21 protein-coding genes are annotated in these 17,042 nt (G+C 65.1%); 6 read left to right on the top strand and 15 right to left on the bottom strand.

What is annotated here, in order from left to right; all coding sequences use genetic code 11:
* Positions 1-147 precede the first annotated feature (147 nt).
* Genes AB0O52_RS21810 through AB0O52_RS21800 form a run of 3 tightly spaced genes read right to left on the bottom strand, consistent with a single transcriptional unit; the run spans position 148 to position 3,465 of the window.
* Positions 148-1,290 carry a GGDEF domain-containing protein gene (locus tag AB0O52_RS21810; RefSeq protein WP_364542277.1) on the bottom strand — a complete coding sequence of 381 codons (1,143 nt, stop codon included), beginning with the start codon at positions 1,288-1,290 and terminating at the stop codon, positions 148-150.
* A 46-nt stretch (positions 1,291-1,336) separates the two neighbouring features.
* A complete protein-coding gene (locus AB0O52_RS21805; RefSeq protein ID WP_364542275.1) occupies positions 1,337-2,080 on the bottom strand; it encodes a 3-hydroxybutyrate dehydrogenase in 744 nt (247 codons plus the stop codon).
* Positions 2,077-3,465: an MFS transporter gene (locus AB0O52_RS21800; protein ID WP_364542272.1), complete on the bottom strand. Its 1,389-nt coding sequence runs from the start codon at positions 3,463-3,465 to the stop codon at positions 2,077-2,079. The genes AB0O52_RS21805 and AB0O52_RS21800 overlap by 4 nt, the downstream gene beginning before the upstream one ends.
* Positions 3,466-3,595: 130 nt before the next feature.
* Between AB0O52_RS21800 and AB0O52_RS21795 the strand changes: the two genes are divergently transcribed.
* Complete coding sequence (locus AB0O52_RS21795) at positions 3,596-4,492, top strand: LysR family transcriptional regulator (RefSeq protein ID WP_364542270.1); 897 nt, start codon at positions 3,596-3,598, stop codon at positions 4,490-4,492.
* Positions 4,493-4,553: 61 nt separating this feature from the next.
* Here AB0O52_RS21795 and AB0O52_RS21790 read toward each other — a convergent pair whose 3' ends face one another.
* The 4 genes from AB0O52_RS21790 to AB0O52_RS21775 are packed head-to-tail and all read right to left on the bottom strand — an operon-like array spanning position 4,554 to position 7,087.
* Positions 4,554-5,462, bottom strand: coding sequence for a fused MFS/spermidine synthase (locus tag AB0O52_RS21790; protein WP_364542268.1), 909 nt, complete (start codon positions 5,460-5,462; stop codon positions 4,554-4,556).
* A 56-nt stretch (positions 5,463-5,518) separates the two neighbouring features.
* The gene (locus AB0O52_RS21785; RefSeq protein ID WP_364542265.1) at positions 5,519-6,022 is read right to left on the bottom strand and encodes a GNAT family N-acetyltransferase; all 504 of its coding nucleotides are present in this window, start codon (positions 6,020-6,022) and stop codon (positions 5,519-5,521) included.
* Positions 6,023-6,037: 15 nt separating this feature from the next.
* Positions 6,038-6,721 carry an O-methyltransferase gene (locus AB0O52_RS21780; protein ID WP_364542263.1) on the bottom strand — a complete coding sequence of 228 codons (684 nt, stop codon included), beginning with the start codon at positions 6,719-6,721 and terminating at the stop codon, positions 6,038-6,040.
* Between the two features lie 42 nt (positions 6,722-6,763).
* Positions 6,764-7,087: a thiamine-binding protein gene (locus AB0O52_RS21775; RefSeq protein ID WP_364542261.1), complete on the bottom strand. Its 324-nt coding sequence runs from the start codon at positions 7,085-7,087 to the stop codon at positions 6,764-6,766.
* A 70-nt stretch (positions 7,088-7,157) separates the two neighbouring features.
* On the opposite strand from AB0O52_RS21775, the gene AB0O52_RS21770 reads away from it, so the two are divergent.
* Positions 7,158-7,778 carry a helix-turn-helix domain-containing protein gene (locus AB0O52_RS21770; protein ID WP_364542258.1) on the top strand — a complete coding sequence of 207 codons (621 nt, stop codon included), beginning with the start codon at positions 7,158-7,160 and terminating at the stop codon, positions 7,776-7,778.
* Between the two features lie 55 nt (positions 7,779-7,833).
* Here AB0O52_RS21770 and AB0O52_RS21765 read toward each other — a convergent pair whose 3' ends face one another.
* Genes AB0O52_RS21765 through AB0O52_RS21755 form a run of 3 tightly spaced genes read right to left on the bottom strand, consistent with a single transcriptional unit; the run spans position 7,834 to position 9,385 of the window.
* Entirely contained in the window at positions 7,834-8,145 is a 312-nt protein-coding gene (locus tag AB0O52_RS21765; protein ID WP_364542255.1) for an AzlD domain-containing protein, read from the bottom strand.
* The gene (locus AB0O52_RS21760) at positions 8,142-8,894 is read right to left on the bottom strand and encodes an AzlC family ABC transporter permease (RefSeq protein WP_364542252.1); all 753 of its coding nucleotides are present in this window, start codon (positions 8,892-8,894) and stop codon (positions 8,142-8,144) included. The genes AB0O52_RS21765 and AB0O52_RS21760 overlap by 4 nt, the downstream gene beginning before the upstream one ends.
* Positions 8,891-9,385 carry a hypothetical protein gene (locus AB0O52_RS21755; RefSeq protein WP_364542249.1) on the bottom strand — a complete coding sequence of 165 codons (495 nt, stop codon included), beginning with the start codon at positions 9,383-9,385 and terminating at the stop codon, positions 8,891-8,893. Before AB0O52_RS21755 ends, AB0O52_RS21760 begins: the two co-directional genes overlap by 4 nt.
* 171 nt (positions 9,386-9,556) lie before the next feature.
* On the opposite strand from AB0O52_RS21755, the gene AB0O52_RS21750 reads away from it, so the two are divergent.
* Complete coding sequence (locus AB0O52_RS21750) at positions 9,557-10,294, top strand: fumarylacetoacetate hydrolase family protein (protein WP_364542247.1); 738 nt, start codon at positions 9,557-9,559, stop codon at positions 10,292-10,294.
* Between the two features lie 78 nt (positions 10,295-10,372).
* On the opposite strand, the gene AB0O52_RS21745 is transcribed toward AB0O52_RS21750, so the two are convergent.
* A complete protein-coding gene (locus tag AB0O52_RS21745) occupies positions 10,373-11,272 on the bottom strand; it encodes a glycerophosphodiester phosphodiesterase family protein (RefSeq protein WP_364542244.1) in 900 nt (299 codons plus the stop codon).
* A 50-nt stretch (positions 11,273-11,322) separates the two neighbouring features.
* Here AB0O52_RS21745 and AB0O52_RS21740 point away from each other — a divergent pair, with 50 nt between their 5' ends.
* Entirely contained in the window at positions 11,323-12,684 is a 1,362-nt protein-coding gene (locus AB0O52_RS21740; protein ID WP_364542242.1) for a DUF445 family protein, read from the top strand.
* 269 nt (positions 12,685-12,953) lie between these two features.
* Here AB0O52_RS21740 and AB0O52_RS21735 read toward each other — a convergent pair whose 3' ends face one another.
* From AB0O52_RS21735 to AB0O52_RS21720, 4 genes are read right to left on the bottom strand one after another with little or no spacing between them, the layout of a single operon-like run.
* Positions 12,954-13,847: a biotin-dependent carboxyltransferase family protein gene (locus AB0O52_RS21735; protein ID WP_364542239.1), complete on the bottom strand. Its 894-nt coding sequence runs from the start codon at positions 13,845-13,847 to the stop codon at positions 12,954-12,956.
* Positions 13,847-14,497: a 5-oxoprolinase subunit PxpB gene (gene pxpB, locus AB0O52_RS21730; RefSeq protein ID WP_364542237.1), complete on the bottom strand. Its 651-nt coding sequence runs from the start codon at positions 14,495-14,497 to the stop codon at positions 13,847-13,849. The genes AB0O52_RS21735 and pxpB overlap by 1 nt, the downstream gene beginning before the upstream one ends.
* Entirely contained in the window at positions 14,472-15,221 is a 750-nt protein-coding gene (locus AB0O52_RS21725; protein ID WP_364542235.1) for a 5-oxoprolinase subunit PxpA, read from the bottom strand. Before AB0O52_RS21725 ends, pxpB begins: the two co-directional genes overlap by 26 nt.
* Positions 15,205-16,008, bottom strand: coding sequence for a hypothetical protein (locus AB0O52_RS21720; protein WP_364542232.1), 804 nt, complete (start codon positions 16,006-16,008; stop codon positions 15,205-15,207). The genes AB0O52_RS21725 and AB0O52_RS21720 overlap by 17 nt, the downstream gene beginning before the upstream one ends.
* 132 nt (positions 16,009-16,140) lie before the next feature.
* On the opposite strand from AB0O52_RS21720, the gene AB0O52_RS21715 reads away from it, so the two are divergent.
* Positions 16,141-16,287: a hypothetical protein gene (locus AB0O52_RS21715; RefSeq protein WP_364542230.1), complete on the top strand. Its 147-nt coding sequence runs from the start codon at positions 16,141-16,143 to the stop codon at positions 16,285-16,287.
* Between the two features lie 33 nt (positions 16,288-16,320).
* Positions 16,321-17,034, top strand: a complete 714-nt coding sequence (locus AB0O52_RS21710; RefSeq protein WP_364542228.1) for a DNA alkylation repair protein — start codon at positions 16,321-16,323, stop codon at positions 17,032-17,034.
* Positions 17,035-17,042 lie beyond the last annotated feature (8 nt).

Below are 17,042 nucleotides of genomic sequence, written 5' to 3'. Positions count from 1 at the left end.
TTCTGCTAAAGCGTTTGATCACTGCAAGCGTAACCGAGGTCACATTTTTGATCAAGCGTTTAAGCAGATTGTTTTGGCGGACTGGCCCGAGCGCTGCGGGATCGGCTCTGCGGTGCGGGCGTCAACGTACGACGGCGGGGTGCGCAGCTAGGCAGTTGCGCAGACCGCGCGGTTCCGTCCAAGGGACTTGGCTTGGTACAGGGCTTGGTCTGCCGCCGCGATCATGCGGGCCACCTCGGCGTTGGCAACGGTGCTGGGGGCGATCCCGTAGCTCACCGTGGGGAAGGTGACGCCGTCCGGTGCAGTTGCCGAGGCCAGACGGCGGCTGATTTCGTTGGCGATGATTTCGGCACTCTCCACGTCGGCCCCTGGAAGCAGGATGGTGAATTCCTCTCCGCCGTACCTCCCGACCAGGTCCGTGTGGCGGACCGAGGCCTGACACGCGGCGGCGAAGGCCTGGATGGCGATGTCACCGGCAGCGTGGCCGTGACTGTCATTGAGGGCCTTGAAATGGTCGAGGTCGGCGAGGATCAAGGTGGAGATCGATCCCGCGGAGTTCAGCCTGCTCATTTCCTGGGTGGCCAGCTCCATGAAGGCGGTGCGGTTAAGGAGCCCCGTCAGGCCGTCCCGGGTGGCGCGTTCGTTGAGCCCGTTGATGAGCTGTTCGTTACTCAGTGCCGTCATGCTGAAGGACACAGTGACGAGAAGCACGATGGTGACCACGCTGGTGGTTGCCGAGCTGAGATAGGTTGCTAAAGCCGGACCGTTGGGCCCTTCCACGACGTAGGCAATCCCCCGGCAGAAAAAGAATGAGGCCAGCACTCCCGCGGCGAGCGCCAAGGAGCGGTAGGCCTGTGAAACGCTGGGCTTCAAACGCCAAAGTTCAACTGTTGCCAAACCCATGCCCAAGGACATCATGGCCAAATACACCAGGCCACCGGACCACGCGTTGGTGGCCGGGCTCTCCAGCGCGGCGGCCACAGCTGTGGCGACGGGTCCGGCGAGGAGCTGCCATCGCGGCGTCGGAAGCAAGCGCAGGGAACGCGAGCCCGCCCATACGCTGAACGCCCCGGCTACCAGCAACGCGTTGCCGAGGGGACCAGCCCAGATTTGCTGGGAAGTCCCGGTGAGCAGGTATGCCATATTCCCCGAGAGCAGGAAAACGAGGGCGAGGCACCACCACCCGCTGTACGCGGAGCGGGTCCGGCGGAACGATCCGTAAAACAGCAGGCAGAGCGTAAACGCGACAATGCCCAGAGCTATCTTCAAGCTGGCCGGATCGAGACCCATATTCGCTCCCCTCGTGGGCACCAGCCTACGACATCAGGGGGCGTGGTTAGCGGGCGGACCAGCCCCCGTCCATCGTGTAGCTGGCCCCGGTGACCATGCCGGCGTCGTCGGACGCTATCCACGCGGCCAGCGACGCTACTTCCTCCGGCTCCACGAGGCGCTTCACCGCGGACTCCGTCAGCATGACCTTTGCCAGGACCTCCGATTCGGGGATGCCGTGCAGCAGTGCCTGGTCCGCGATCTGCTTCTCGACGAGCGGCGTGCGAACGTACCCCGGATTGATGCAGTTCGAGGTGACCCCGTGCTGGCCGCCCTCGAGGGCCGTCACTTTGCTGAGCCCCTCGAGCCCGTGCTTGGCCGAGACATAAGCGCTCTTAAAGGCCGACGCCCGCAGCCCGTGGACCGAGGAAATGTTGATGATCCGGCCGAATCCATTGGCGTACATGTGCGGGAGCGCGGCCCGGATGAGCAGGAAAGGGGCTTCTAACATGAGGCTCAGGATGCGGCGGAAGTCTGCCGGTTCGAACTCCTCGATGGGGGCAACCTTCTGGATACCGGCATTGTTGACGAGGATGTCGCAGTCCAGGCTGAGTCCGGCGAGGGCCTCCGTGTCGAGCAGGTCGACGGCCCAGGCGGTGCCGCCCAGCTTGTCGGCGAGCGCTGAGGCTCCGGAGGCGTCGACGTCGGCCACCACAACCTTCGCACCGCGCGCGGCGAGGGCCGTGGCGCATGCTGCCCCGATTCCGCTAGCCCCGCCGGTGACCAGGGCCTTGCGGCCTTCCAGGGTCATGCGCGGGCACCGATGGGCAGGCCGTGGCGAACGGCGTCGGCGTTGTCAACGTCTTCCAACGCCACCCCGCGGGTCTCCTTGAGCGTCAGGACCACGACGGCGGTGATGGCGCAAGAGATCACCAGGTAGATGGCCGTAGGCATCCAGGATCCGGTGTCCTTGAGCCACTGTGTCGCCAGGAGCGGAGCCAGTGAACCGGCGAAGATCGAGGTGACCTGCGAACCGAGGGAGACGCCCGAGTAGCGCATGCGGGTGGGGAAGAGCTCGGTCATGATGGCCGGCTGCCCTGCGTACATGAAGGCATGCAGGCAGAGGCCGATGGTCACGGCCGCAACGATCACCACGGGATTCTTGGTGTCGAACATGGGGAAGGCGAAGAACGGCCAGGTGGCACCGCTTATGGCCCCGATCAGGTAAACCGGCTTGCGCCCCCAGTTGTCTGCCAGTCGGCCGAGCTGCGGGATCACGAGGAAGTGGACGACGTGTGCGATCAGCAGGGCGAGCAGCAAGGAGGAGGTGTCGTACTTGTCCACGCTCTTGAGGTACACGATGGAGAAGCTCACCACGAGGTAGTACATGATGTTCTCGGCGAGCCTGAGTCCCATGGCCTGCAGGATGCCCTTGGGGTACTTGCGGATGACTTCCCCGACGCCGTAGCTGATGGCTTGCTCCTTCTCCACCTGGGCCTTCGCCTCAAGGAAGATCGGGGCCTCGGTCACGTGGGTGCGGATGTAATAGCCCACGAAGACGATCACCGCCGAGAGCCAGAACGCCACACGCCATCCCCAGCCCAGGAACGCTGCACTGCTGAGGGTCGTGGACATGATGAAGAGGACCAGCGTGGCCAGGAGGTTGCCGACGGGAACCGCGGCCTGCGGCCAGCTTGACCAGAATCCGCGGGACTCCTTGGGGCTGTGTTCCGCCACCAGCAGCACCGCGCCGCCCCATTCGCCGCCCAGCGCGAAGCCTTGGATGAAGCGGAGCGCCACGAGCATGGCCGGCGCCCAGTAACCCAAGTTGGCGAAGCCGGGGAGGCAGCCCATCAGGAAGGTGGACACGCCAACGATCACGATGGTGAGCTGCAGGGTGGGTTTGCGGCCGAGCTTGTCGCCGATCTGGCCGAAGACGATGCCGCCAAGGGGCCGGGCCACGAAGCCCACCGCGTACGTCAGGAACGCCTGGATGATGCCGTCAAGGTCGTTGCCGGTGGGCGGGAAGAAGTACTTGCCGAAAACCAGCGTTGCGGCGGTGGCATAGAGAAAGAATTCGTACCATTCCACCACAGTGCCCACCATCGAGGCGGCGACGATCTTCTTGAGGCCTGCGCCTTTGTTTCCTGGCCCGTGGCCAGTTGCGCCTGCTGCGGAGCGTTGTCCTACGCTCATGTCCATCTCCTTTAGTGTCCACGCTGACACGTGCTGTGATCCACAACACGAAATGCTCCAATGAGTATTGCCGCACAACTTCGGTGCTTCAATAACCAAAATGGCACCAAGTGTGTGCACAATTGCAGATATGAATCCGAATCCCGACGACCTTCTCGTCCTCCTCGCGGTATCACGTTCAGGGAAGTTCACGACGGCGGCCCAAGCCTTGGGCCTGAACCACACCACCGTTTCCCGCAGGATCGCCGCGCTCGAGAAGGCGCTCGGCGGCCGGGTCCTCGCGCGGGCGGCAGGTGGCTGGGAAGTCACGGAGCTCGGAGCCGAGGCCGTGGGCGTGGCGGAGCGGATTGAAGCGGCGGTAGGCACGCTGGGACCGGAGGACCGCGCGCCGGACCCGATTGCCGGCGTCGTACGCATGACAGCAACTGACGGTTTCAGCGCGTACATCGCGGCACCGGCCGTGGCGCGCTTGCGGCGATCGCATCCCGGCCTCACCGTGGAGATCATCACCGTGACCCGCCGGGCGCTTCAGCAGCGTTCCGGCCTGGACCTCGAGGTGGTGGTTGGCGAACCGCAGGTGCACCGGGCCGAGGCTGTGCTGCTCGGCGAGTACATGCTGGGAATGTACGCCTCGCGCGAGTACTTGGCTTTTCACGGCGTGCCCGCCACAGTCGACGAGTTGACGCGGCATCAGCTGGTCTATTTCGTGGACTCCATGCTGCAAGTGGACGACCTCGATGCCCCCCGCCGGCTGGTCCCGTCCATGCGCGACGGCCTGAGCTCCACCAACGTCTTCGTCCATGTGGAGGCGACGCGTGCCGGGGCCGGCATCGGCTTCCTGCCGTGCTTCATGGCGGACCGGCACCCGGACCTCGTGCGGCTGCTGCCCTCGGATTTCGCGGAGCTGCTCCCCTATTGGATGGTCCTGAGGCCCGATTCGATGCGCCGCCCCGCCGTTGCCGCCGTCGTGCACGCCCTGCAGGAGGAGACGGCCGCCCACCGCGAGCTGCTGCTGGCGCGCCACTGAGGTGCCTCCCCTGGCCGCGCGAACTGGCAGCTAATGTCCCCAAATTCGCGCTTTAAGGGCATTAACTGCCTGTTCGCGCCGGCTTTTCAGCAAGGGGGTCGCGCCGGATCTGGGCGCCGACGGCGAATGCCCGGACCTTGGCATCGTTCCAGATATGCGCGGGAACTGCCCCGCCGAGGAGCTTCCGGGCCAGTTGGGGATCGTCGCCGAAGGGCTCGTGGCTGCCGGCCATGATCATGTTTCCGTACCGGCGACCCTTGAGCATCGCGGGGTCGGCAATGATCATGGTGTGCGCGAAGGTGTCTGCGATGGTGGCGGCGTCTTCGCGGGCGTTCTTGAGATCCGGAGAATCTCCGGAATTCACGACGTAGAGCCCGCCCGGAGCCAGCACCTTCTGTACGTGATCGTTGAATTCGCGCGTTGTGAGTGCCCTCGGAGTGAAGGCGCCAGCAAAAACGTCCCGGATGATGAGGTCGCGGGTGTCCGGGGTGAGGCCTTCCGTGACTTCCCTGGCTTCGCCCACACGGATTCGAAGCAACGGGGCCTTCGGGAGGTCGAACCAGCCGCGTACGTATTCGGCCAGCTTGCCGTCGAGCTCCACCACCACCTGGCGTGCATCCGGGTAGGCGGCGTGGAAGTACCGGGCCAGGGAACATGCTCCGCCGCCGAGATGCAAGGCACGAAGCTTCGGCCTGGACTCGGGCGGCCATTTGGATTCCACCAGGGCCGCAATCCAGCGCATGTACTCGAAGTCCAGGAACAGCGGCTCTGCCACATCGATGTGCGAGCTCATGACGCCGTTGATCTTCAGGAGCCACCCGTTGGAGTTGTCCGGGTCGGCAACGAGTTCGCAGTCGCCGGTGTCGATGTAGTAAACGCCCTCTACGGGACCGTTCGGCTTCGTGCCCGCGGGCACGTCAATGACCCCGGCAGCTTGCCCGGCGCCCCTGCCCTTGCCACGCTTCCCCACTACAGCTGCCTTCTTCCGGTCATGCTTCAACCCTAGTTGACGCCGCTGCCTTGCGTTCAGCCCCCGACGGCGGCACGCACCATCCGGATTTCCGGTAGTTCGTGCCATTCCGGCGGCAAGAGCTGACGTGTTCCGTCGGCCCGGAAGCCGTTCCTGCGATAGAAAGCCTGGGCCCGTGGGTTGTCTTCAAGCACCCAGAGGAACGCGGCCGAGTTGCCGATCACGGCGTCGACCAATGCTTGCCCCACGCCCAAACCGTGCACGTGGCGCAATGTATAGATCACCTGCAGTTGCAGCTCGCATGGCGAATCCTCGTCCGGGGCCTTACCAGCTGAGGCGATGCCCACCAGGGCACCGTCGGCGTCGTGGGCGAGCATCGGCTTATACGAGCCCGCCAAGGCTTCCCGCTGTCTCTCGATCCGGGCGTTGATAGTGGCCTCGCGGAAGGCGAAGAACTCCTCAGGCAAGAGGTGCCCGTAGCTTTCCCGCCAGGCAGCCACGTGCATTCGTGTCAGGGGCTCGGCGTCGTCCACCGTGGCGGGACGAAGGGTGAATTCCATTGGCACAGCCTAGCGTCACACCACCCGGGCTATCGCGAAGCCGTCCCATCCCTTGGATCCGACCGTCTGGATTGCCGTTGCGTCGAGGCGCGGGTCGTTGCCCATCATCTCCAGTGCCCCAACGATGCCCTGAGCGTTCACTTCATCCATGGACGGATCCAGGATGGCGCCCTCCCAGATGACGTTGTCCATCACGATCACCGTGCCCGGCCTCCCGAGCCGGATCGCCCAGTCCAGGTAGTTGGAGTCGTTCTCCTTGTCGGCGTCGATGAAGACGAAATCGAACGGGCCGTCCCGCTCGGGATCTTCGGCCAGCGCCGCAAGAGTCTCCAACGCCGGGCCGATCCGGATGTCTACCTTGTGGCCGATCCCGGCCATGTCCACGTTCGCACGGGCGATTTCAGCGTGTTTCGGGAGGTATTCGCACGTGACCAGGCGGCCGTCATCGGGCAGTCCTTGGGCCATCCAGATCGCGCTGAAACCGGCCAAGGTACCGATTTCCAGCACGCGCCGCGCACCCGATACCTGCACCAGCATCTTGAGGAGCTTCCCGGCGTTGGGCGCCACTTCGATAGGCGGCATCCCGGCGTCGAGGGCGGACTGCACCGCGTGTTTGAGCGCGGCGTTCGGGCGGACGACGGCGGTGGACAAGTATTCCTCGACGGCCACCCAGTCAGGCTGGGCCTTGTGTTCAAACATGGCCCAAGTCTGGCACCGGGCACGGGCGGAGGGAAGGACCAGCTATTCCCCTTGGGCGATCGCGTTCTCCAGCCGCTCGACTTTGCCCGTGAGTTCCCCCGTGTATCCCGGCCGGATATCGGCTTTGATCACCAAGGACACCCGGTTTCCGTACTTGCCCACGGCCTCGGTGGCGCGCTTGACGACGTCGAACACCTCATCCCACTCGCCCTCGATGGTGGTGAACATCGAGTCCGTCCGGTTGGGGAGCCCGGATTCGCGGACGATCTTCACGGCCTCGGCAACGGCGTCGTGCACCGAGCCATCACTGGATACGGTGCCAGCAGCGGGCTGGCCGGACGGGGCAACTGAAAAGGCAAGCAACATGAATCCAGTCTTTCACGGGCAAGAATGTCACAAAAGTGATTGGAGCCCCTCCGTTGCTACTGTGAGCATCATGGACCGGCCCTTCGAACGCAAGCCACTTAGAGCTGATGCTGCGCGCAATGTAGACAAGATCATTACGGCAGCGCGCCAGTGCTTCCGCGAACTAGGCCCGGAGGTTCCCCTCCAGACCATCGCCACCACCGCAGGTGTTGGCCCGGCTACCTTGTTCCGCAACTTCGCCGACAAAGAACAACTCGTCCTGGCCGCCTTGTCGCGGCAACTCAGGCTTCATGTGGACCCGGTCGTGGAAGATGCCCTCGCGGGCATGGATGCCGCCGTCGGGCTCATCAACGTGATCGACGCCGTGGTGCAGGTTGCCAGCGAAGATGCGAACCTGCTTGGCGCCGTCGCCGGCCGCCGCGGACTCCTGGTGGGCATCACCGGCGGCTTGATCGATTCCATGGCTGAACTGCTTAGCCGCGGCCAGGGCCAGGGTTCGCTGCGCCGGGACATTTCCATCGAGGACATGGTGCGCCTTGTTGCCATGCTCATCGGCGCCGTCGACACCATGGAGCCGGGCTCCCGCGCTTGGGAACGGCCTGTTGCGTTGCTTGAGGACGCCATCCGCACTGAACGCCCGTCGCGCCCGCTGCCGCAGCAAACCCCCATCCCCGGGATGACTTTCCAGTAACCAGCGCACGACGGCGTTGCGCGCCGCAGCAGCGGCTGGAACCGCCCGTGGCGGTTCAGCGCCAGCCGAGCAGCCGCAGGCAGGCGGCAGCCGCCGATCCGACGATGACCACCACGAGGAAAGGGGCCCGAAGCCACAGTGCGACGGCCCCCGCCGTCAGTGCCCCGAGCCGGGCATCGAAGGCCAGGGACTGTCCGGATGCCACAGCGTTGACAACGGTCAGGGACGCCAGCAGGCCGATGGTCATGGTGCCGGCCACGCGCATCATCCGTGGACTCCGCAGCAGTTTCGCCGGCACGAAATAGCCGGAAAGCTTTGTGAGGTACGCCAGTCCGCAGGCGATAAGGATCCAGAGCCAGAGGTTCATTCGGCATTCCTTTCGCGGCTGGCAGGGTCCGCGCTTGAATGACCATGCGGGTAGGGATCGACGTCGGGCTCCATGCCTTCGTCACTGCGTCCGTGGCTGAACCAGCCGATGGCCCCGGCCACGACGGCGGCCACGAGGATGGGCACGCCCGCCGGAACGAACGGGACCGCGATGATGGTTGCCAGGGCGGCCGCCGCGGCAATCGCCCACGGCTCACGGCCCTTGAGCCGCGGCCAAAGCAGGCCCAGGAACGCCGCCACGGCGGCGCCGTCGAGCCCCCACTGCTTGGGATCGCCCAAGGCGTCGCCGGCCAGGGCACCGAACGCCGTGAAGATGTTCCACAGCACGAAGATCCCCACGCCGGCGGTCCAGAAGCCACGGCGCTGTTCATCCGGGTCGCCCTGGCCAGAGGCGGTGGCCGTGGATTCGTCGATGGTGATGTGGGCTTGCGGGTATTTGAGCCAACCGCCGGGGCGCAACAGTGCGTTCATCTGCATCCCGTAGATGCCGTTGCGCAAGCCCAGCAGCGCGGCGGCAGTCATGGCGGCAATGCCGGAACCGCCGCCTGCCACGACGCCAATGAAGGCGAACTGGGAGCCTCCGCTGAACATAAGGAGGCTGAACGCCATGGTCTGCCAGAAACTGAACCCGGACGCCGAGGCCAACGCCCCGAAGGAGATGCCGTAGAGGCCTGTTGCGATGCTGATGGAGAGGCCCACCTTCACCGCCGGGGATTCGAGGAGTTTCATGCGGCCCGTTTCGCTGCGGCCAAACTCCAAGCCCACAGGATCAAGGGGACCTGCAAGGGCAGGCGTAGCGTGTGAATCCGCCGCGCGGACGGGGTCCCGGCAGGAGAGTATGCGCGGCGGAGCGCGTCGACGTGGCCGGCGAGGAATGCCGTGAACATCAGCGTGACGCCGCAAGCTGCGGCCTTTCGCGCGGGAGGGATGAGGAGCCCGACGGCGGCCGCGGCCTCAAGCAGTCCGCTCACCGCGATCCATTCCTCCCGGGACATGACCGCCAAGGCGCCGTTCCGCGGTGCAGTTGCCTTGGCCTTGTGTTGGCCGACTTCGAGTTCGATGTCTTCGCCCGCGTAGTCCTCTCGGCAGAGATAGTCCGGGACGACGGGAGCGAAGAACTTCGGCTGCTGGAAATGCTTTCTGGCGCTCACGAGTAACAGTGCACTCATGGCCGCCGCGGAGATTGTCTGGGTTGTCCGGGCGGACCATGAAAAAGGCATGTCTTCATGCAACCACAGCCCTGCCCGGCGCGGTAACCGGAGTGCTGACGGGCGAAGCAAACACGGTTCACGAGTGTTCAGAATGCTGGACTAAGTTCAGTATGATGTATCTTTTTCTTGAGGCTGTGCCCGGCACCGTCCGCCGCTACAAGAAATTCAACGAGGAGTTCCATGCGCATCGCCCGACTACAGACCCCTTCCGGCCCGAAGCACGCAGTCTTGCGCGGCCAAAGCTGGGACCACATCGAGGATCCCTTTGCCGAGGTCCTTTCCTTTACCGGGGAATCCAGTTCCGCGGAGGACGCCGTGTTCCTCGCCCCGGTGCGGCCTTCGGTGGTGCTCGGAATCGGGCACAACCTGGGCAACAACAACCACGTGCTGCCCATCCAGGCCTGGCACAAGTCGGTCCACAGCATCGCCGGCCCCGCTGACGACATCGTGGCCGTGCGCAACGCGGGCACGGTGAACGTGGAAGGCGAGCTGGCCGCAGTCATCGGAAAACGGGCAGAGAAGCTCACAGTCGAGAACGCCTTGAGCCACGTCCTGGGCTACACGGTGGTCAACGACGTCACCAATGTGGACCAAAACCAGGTCGACGAAAAGCTCTTCCAAGGCAAGTCCGGCATCAACTACACGCCGCTCGGACCGTGGATCGAAACAGGGATCGAGGACCCGGACAACGTCAGCACCGAGGTTCTGGTCAACGGCGAGGTCAAGGCCCGGTCCGGTTCCTTCAACCTGCCCTCCTCAATTACGGATTGCCTTGTCTACGTCACCGAATGGCTGACCCTGGAGCCGGGAGACATCATCATGACGGGAGCCCCGAACACCTTCGTGGCTGTCCAGCCCGGCGACCGGGTGGACATCACGCTGGGCGGCATCGGAACCCTCAGCAACACGGTCATCTGACTGGCAGTTGTTGTCGTTCCGAGGGCCCAGAACGACAACAACTGCGAGTCAGTTGGGCTGCCTTAAAGCTGGGCTGTCCTAAAGCTGTGCGAGGACCTGCGCCGGCTTGTTCGTGGTGATTTCGTGGATGCCAAGGCCTTGGCAGAGCGCCACATCGTTCTCCGAGTCGACGGTCCAAACCCTGAAGCGGCGGCCAGATTCAAGCCATCGCTGGACGGTGCGGGCGTGCTTGCGGACGTAGTCGATGCCCGGGCCGGCCAGTCCCACCTCGCAGTCGTCCAGGATCCGCTCGCCCTCCTGCTGGGCTGCCTTCATCACGTTGGCCACCGCGCCCCCGGTGATGACCCCCAGGCCCAGTTCATCGCGGATTTCCTCCACCGTGACGTCGTCCACCAGCTGGCAGATGTGCTCCGCGGGAACGAACCGGAGCAGGTGCTTGACCGAATCCGGGCTGAAACTCATGAAGGAAACCTGGATGTTGTCCAGCATGGACGTCTCTGCGTTCCAGCCTCGGCTGCCCAGAACCTCGAGCACACGGTCTTCAAGCTTGAGCTGGTACGGGCTCGGGTGCTTGAGCTCAATGGCCAGGCCGATTGTCCTGCCGGCATCGCGCAGGATGTCCAGCAACTGCGGGAGCGTCAGCAGCTGGTCCGACTTTGCGCCGTACTGGTCCGGAATCCGGGCGCCCTTCCAGGAGGAGAAATCCAGCTGCCGCAGTTCTTCGAGCGTCTTCTCAGCCACGGGGCCCGTGCCGTCCGAGGTACGGTCCAAATTTGCGTCGTGAAGCAGGACAACGTGCTGGTCCCGGGTCAGGTGGACGTCGCACTCGACGCCATCGGCGCCGTCGGCGATTGCCTTCAAGTATGCTGCGCGCGTGTGCTCCGCAAATGCGGCACTCGCTCCGCGGTGGGCGTAGACCATGGGCCGCGTGTTTTGCTCCGTGCTTTGGTCCGGGCGACCGGGCTCGTCATTCGTCATGGGGATACGGTAGCCCACGCCCATGACAGCGACGGGGCTACGCTGGGCACATGCAGGTGAACTCTGAACAAATCCCGGTGACGGACAGCAATAGCGACCCGACCATGGAGGCGGCCCGGCACACAGGTGCCGGGAACAGCTCCACGGTTGCGGCCGGCGTCGGGCAACGAAACGGCGACGCCGAAAAAGCCGCTGCCCTGCGCCGGATGAAATCGGTGGCGCTCGCGCTCCTGATTGTGATGGCGGTGGTTTTCACCGCTGCTTTCGCCTTGCAGAGGCAGTATCCATGGCTGGAATATGTGCGGGCCGCCGCCGAGGGCGGCATGGTGGGAGCGTTGGCCGACTGGTTCGCGGTCACTGCGTTGTTCAAATACCCCATGGGCCTGAAAATCCCGCACACGGCCATCATTCCGCGGCGCAAGGACCAGATCGGCGCCTCGCTCGGGGAATTCGTTGAGACCAACTTCCTGTCCGAGCAGGTGGTGCAGGAGAAGCTCGCGAGCGTGGACATCGCACGGAAAGCTGGCAAGTGGCTCGCTTCCCCGGGCGGCCCCGAGCGTATCGCCAAGGAAGGTTCAGCACTGATCCGCGGAGCGTTCACCGTGCTGAACGACGACGACGTCCAGGCAGTGATCGAGGGCATGGTCCGCAAGCACCTGCTCGCGCCGCCCTGGGGACCGCCCGTGGGCCGGATGGCCGAACGGATCTTTGCCGAGGGCCACCACCACAAGCTCGTCGATCTGCTGGTTGACCGGGCGGCGGATTGGGTGGAAGCGAACCACTCCACGGTGAACCGGCTCGTGTCCGACCGTTCGCCGCTCTGGGTTCCGTCCTTCGTGGATGACATCGTGGGCGACCGGGTCTACAACGAAATCGCCAAGTTCATCAAGGCGGTGCAGCAGGATCCCGATCATCAAGTGCGCCAGTCGATCGATACATACCTCGGCGATCTTGCCCAGGATCTCCAGCACGATCCTGCAATGATTGCCCGGGCCGAGGCAATCAAGACCCAAGTCCTTGGCGATCCCGAGGTCCGGGAACTTGCCTCCCGCACGTGGGGCACCATCAAGAACGCGCTGCTCACCGCCGTCGACGATCCCGACAGCGAACTGACGCAGCGTTTCAAGAGCGCCGTCCGGGATTTCGGTTCGCGGCTTGTCAGCGATGACGAGCTGGCCGGCAAGGTCAATGCCTGGATCGGCGACGCTGCCGGGTACCTCGTCAAAACGTACCGCTCGGACATCGCGGGGGTCATCACGGACACCGTGGCGCGCTGGGATGCCGAGGAAACCTCGCAAAAGATCGAACTCCAGGTCGGCAAGGACCTGCAGTACATCCGCATCAACGGCACGGTGGTGGGGTCACTGGCCGGGCTGGCAATCTTCGCCGTGGCGCATCTGGTGTTCGGCTGACGGGGTCGGCCGGCACCAAGCAAGGGACATGCCCACCGCTTACAGCAAGCAACGGACATAATGCCAATATGTCCCCTCCACGCACCCAGGAAGGCGCATGTCCAGCGTGGGCTTCCGGCAGTCAGGGGCAGTCAGGAAGGGACATGTCCCCCCCTGCCCCTGGCCAGCGGGCATAATCCTGACATGTCCACTCCTCGCGGCGAAGACGGCGCATGTCCAACGCGGGCACCCGGCAGGCAGCAAGGCGCATGTCCGGTGGAGGCGGTCCCTCAGCCCAGGAACCGGATCCTCTGGCCGGGGCGGGCTTGGCCCAACAAGTCCAGGTCCGCGCGACGCACCACGGCAATCACGGGGTAGCCACCCGTCACGGGATGATCAGCCAGGAATACCGTGGGAAGGCCCGACGGCGGCACTTGCAGTGCGCCGAGCACCATGCCTTCGCTGGGCAGTTCCTCGAGCCGGGTCTGGGTCAGCGGGCGGCCCACCAGCCGGGCACCGATCCTGTTGGAGTCGGGCGACAGGGTCCATTCCTGGCTGACAAGGCGGCGCCAGGAGTCGTCGTCGAACCAGTCCGCGCGGGGGCCGCGGTCCACGCGGGCTGTGATGGCGCGCCCAGGATCAGGAGCGCGGCGGATGGGAGGGTGCGCGTGTGCGTTGTTAACGGTCCCGGAAGCCCCGCCAGAAACCAGGCCGTTGCCCGCGGAAACGTGTCCGATTCCCAACTGCGCACCCGATGTCAACGGTGCGGGACCTTCACCGGAGAGCATGTCCGTGCTGCTTGAACCAAGGAGCTTGGGGGAATCGATGCCGCCCTGCACGGCGAGGTAGTATCGCAGCCCGAACAGCGGAGCACTGAAGTCCAACACCGCACCCGGAGCCACCCGCACGGCTTGGTTGAGCGGAATCTCGGCACCGTTGAGTGTCACGATTCCCTCGGCGCCTGCCACCGCGACTGTCGACGCCGTGACGAACCGCAGGCGAAGCCCGCCCAGCAATATCTCCAATCCGGCCGCCTGCACAGGATTCCCCACCAGCAGATTGGCGAGGCGAAGTGATTGCCGGTCGAGGGCACCGGACGGGCTCAGCCCCAAGGAAGCCCAACCCTGCCGGCCAAGGTCTTCCACCAAAGTGAGGGGGCCAGGGTCCAATACAACAATCCCCATCAGGCCTCCACGAACCGGACCAGGTCACCCGGCCGGATCAGCGCAGGCTCGGCCTTGGACGCGTCCCACAGGGCCGCCGTCGTGGTTCCGATCAGTTGCCAACCGCCTGGAGAGGATCGCGGGTAGACCCCGCTGAACTCGCCGGCAAGGCCAACAGAGCCAGCCGGCACGGCCGTGCGTGGAGTGTTCCGACGCGGAACGCGGAGGCGCTCATGCGTGGTGACCAGGTAGACGAAGCCGGGCGCAAAGCCGGAAAAGGCGGCTGTCCAGGCCGAGCCCGTGTGAAGCTTGACCACTTCGGCCTCGCTCATGCCGAGGAACTGTGCCGTCTCGGCAAGGTCGGGGCCGCTGTAGGAGACCTCGATGGTCACTTCGCTGCCCGACCCGGAGATCCCCTCGGCCGGTTTTGCTGACTCCAGCCAGTCGCGGACTTCCGAGGGGCGGATCGTCTCGGGATCGAAGGTGACGAGCACGGTGCGCGCGGCCGGCACGACGTCGATGATCCCCTGCGGCGCTGAAACGCCGGCCGGCGTGCCGGCCCCGGTCAGCCCGCGATAGTACGCGACGACGGCGGCAAGCTCCGGCAGTTCCACCAAGAAGGCGCTGTCGCCGCAGGGCAGAACCTCAAGCGAAGGACTCAATCTCCACACCAGCTTCCTCAAGGCCAGCGCGCACCGCCGCAGCCAGCTCGACCGCGCCAGGGGTGTCACCGTGGATGCACAATGAATCGGGATTCACCGGCACCACCGTGCCGTCCACAGCCAACACCTCGCCCCGTACGGCAAAGCGCACGGCCCGTTCAACTACCGCGGCGGGGTCGTGCACCACTGCGCCATCCTGCGAGCGCGGCACCAACGAGCCGTCGGGCATGTAGCCGCGGTCCACGAAAGCCTCCCGGAACACCGGGTGCCCGGATTCCTCGGCGAGGCGCAACAGTGCCGAACCCGGCAGGCCAAGGACAGGTAGTCCGGGATCGTAGGCGTGAATCGCGGCCACCACCGCTTCGGCCTGCTCGACGTCGTTGACGATCCTGTTGTACAGGGCACCGTGGGGTTTGACGTAGTCCACGGAGGCGCCCACTGCGTGGGCCATGCCGTCCAAGGCACCGAGCTGGTAAAGGACGTCGCCGAAGAGCTCATCGAAGGACATGTCCATCGATCGGCGGCCGAAGCCGTGCAGGTCGCGGTAACCCACGTGGGCGCCGACCCGGACGTCAAGCTCGAAGGCGGCACGGCAGCTGTCCAGCATGGTCACCGGATCCCCGGCGTGGAAGCCGCACGCCACGTTGGCGGAGCTGACAATCCGGAACATTGAAGCGTCGTTCCCCATGGTCCAGGAGCCGAACGACTCCCCCGAATCAGCGTTGAGATCCACTAGTTCCGCCTTCCAGCGCGTTCTGCCGGGCGGCTGGAAGCAGCTCGCCCGGGATGATGTCGGGCATGGGACCGAATGCTTCCCTCGCCGAGGCCGCTACGGCACGGCCCATGACACGGTTTCCGACTCCGCCCACCACGGCCCCCACGCCGAAAGGCAGGGCACGGCCGAGGAAAGCGGCGCCTTGGCGCTGGACGAGCCGCTTAAGGAAGGCGCGCTGGATGGCGTCGCGAATGACCCCGAATCCTCCGCCGGGCAGGTTCCTGGTGAGGGTCTTGCCCCAGGCCTGCGTGACGCCTTTGCCCTTGCCGAGCGATTGTCCGCTCAGCGCACCCAGCAGGGCGGTGCCTTCCTCTCCGAGCATGATGGCCATGACCATGGTTCGTGCCCGATCCGGATCGGTCAGGCGGATGCCGTGGAGCTCGGCCAGGGAAGCGGCGTACAGCGCGGTTCCCTCCAGGAAGCCGATGGTGGCCAGCGCGGAGAGGCCTAGCGAGGCTGCGGTGCCGATACCGGGCACGACGGCGGTTGCCCCGACGGCGGCACCCCCGCCGGTGACTGCGGCAAGATAGTCCCTCTCCAGCTTGGCGGCCAGCTGCGCTGCCGTGGCGCGTGGGTATTTGCGCTGCAGGCGGCGCAGGTTCGCCAAGACAAGGGGACGTTGGACCTCGACGGCCCGGAGCAGCACGTTGTGGACACCGGGTTTTGCATTGCCACTGGCGTCGAACATGGCGTTGTGGGCCGTTTCCTGCGCAATCCTTACTGCTTGGTTGGGTCGCTTTGCCATTCTTCACCTCTGCATTCAGCCATTGAATTCGTTCAGTAGTTCCTTGCCTAGCCTAGGCCACACGCCCCTGTCCCGGCGTAGACTTTAAGACGTTCGCGGGAACAGTCCAACGAAGGACAGGGAGTATCCGGAATGAGCAAGACAGCAGATCCGAACGAGGTCCGCCATCACAGCGACGCCCCTGCCGAAGGGGAAACCGAGGGCTGGGTGCCCCACGATACCGGCCTTCACAGCCAGGAACCTGCCGAAGGGCCGGATACCGACGACGCTCCCGCATAGTAGCCTTCAGCCTGCGGAATCGGGGGCTTGAAAGTGTCTTCGCACGGGGTGCTCGTCTCCCCGGGGGATACCCAACCGGGGCAATTGTTGGCGCGCGTCCTTGAGGAACTGCGCGCCTTGGAGAAGCACGACGCCGCGAGCTTCCGCACCGTCCGCCGCAGGGTTTCCGCGGAAATCGCCACGATGGACGCCGCCGTCGTCTTCAGTCTCGCCGAAGGGCTTGTGCAAGCCGGCTTTGATTGGGAGGGATGGGAGTTCATCAATGCCCATCGGGCGGCCTTCGCTGAACTCACGCCGGCCCGGCTTGAACACTTGGGAGAAGGCATCTCCACTTGGGGCCAGGCCGATGCCTTCGCGACCGTACTGGTGGGACCCGCGTGGCGCGAGGGGCTCATCTCGGACGCCGATGTGGACCGCTGGGCGCGGAGCCCGGACCATTGGTGGCGGCGCATAGCGCTTGTCTCAACTACCGTGCTCAACACGAGGTCACGGTGGGGAACGGGGGACACGCAACGGACGCTCGGCGTCGTCGGCCTCTTGATCAACGATCGGGACGACACTGTCGTCAAGGCCGTCAGCTGGGCATTGCGGTCCTTGGTGCCGTGGGATCCGCGCGCCGTCCGAACGTTCCTGGAAATGCATGAGACCGAGCTTGCGGCCCGCGTGAAGCGCGAGGTACGGACCAAGCTGGAGACCGGGCTGAAATCGCGCCGGCGCAGCGTCCATGGCACCGACCTTTCCAAGTGAAACATCCA

The organism is Arthrobacter sp. NPDC080073, assembly GCF_040686575.1.
Taxonomy (GTDB): domain Bacteria; phylum Actinomycetota; class Actinomycetes; order Actinomycetales; family Micrococcaceae; genus Arthrobacter.
Note: the sequence above shows the minus strand (reverse complement) of the source record. Positions and strands in the feature narration are given on the sequence as shown.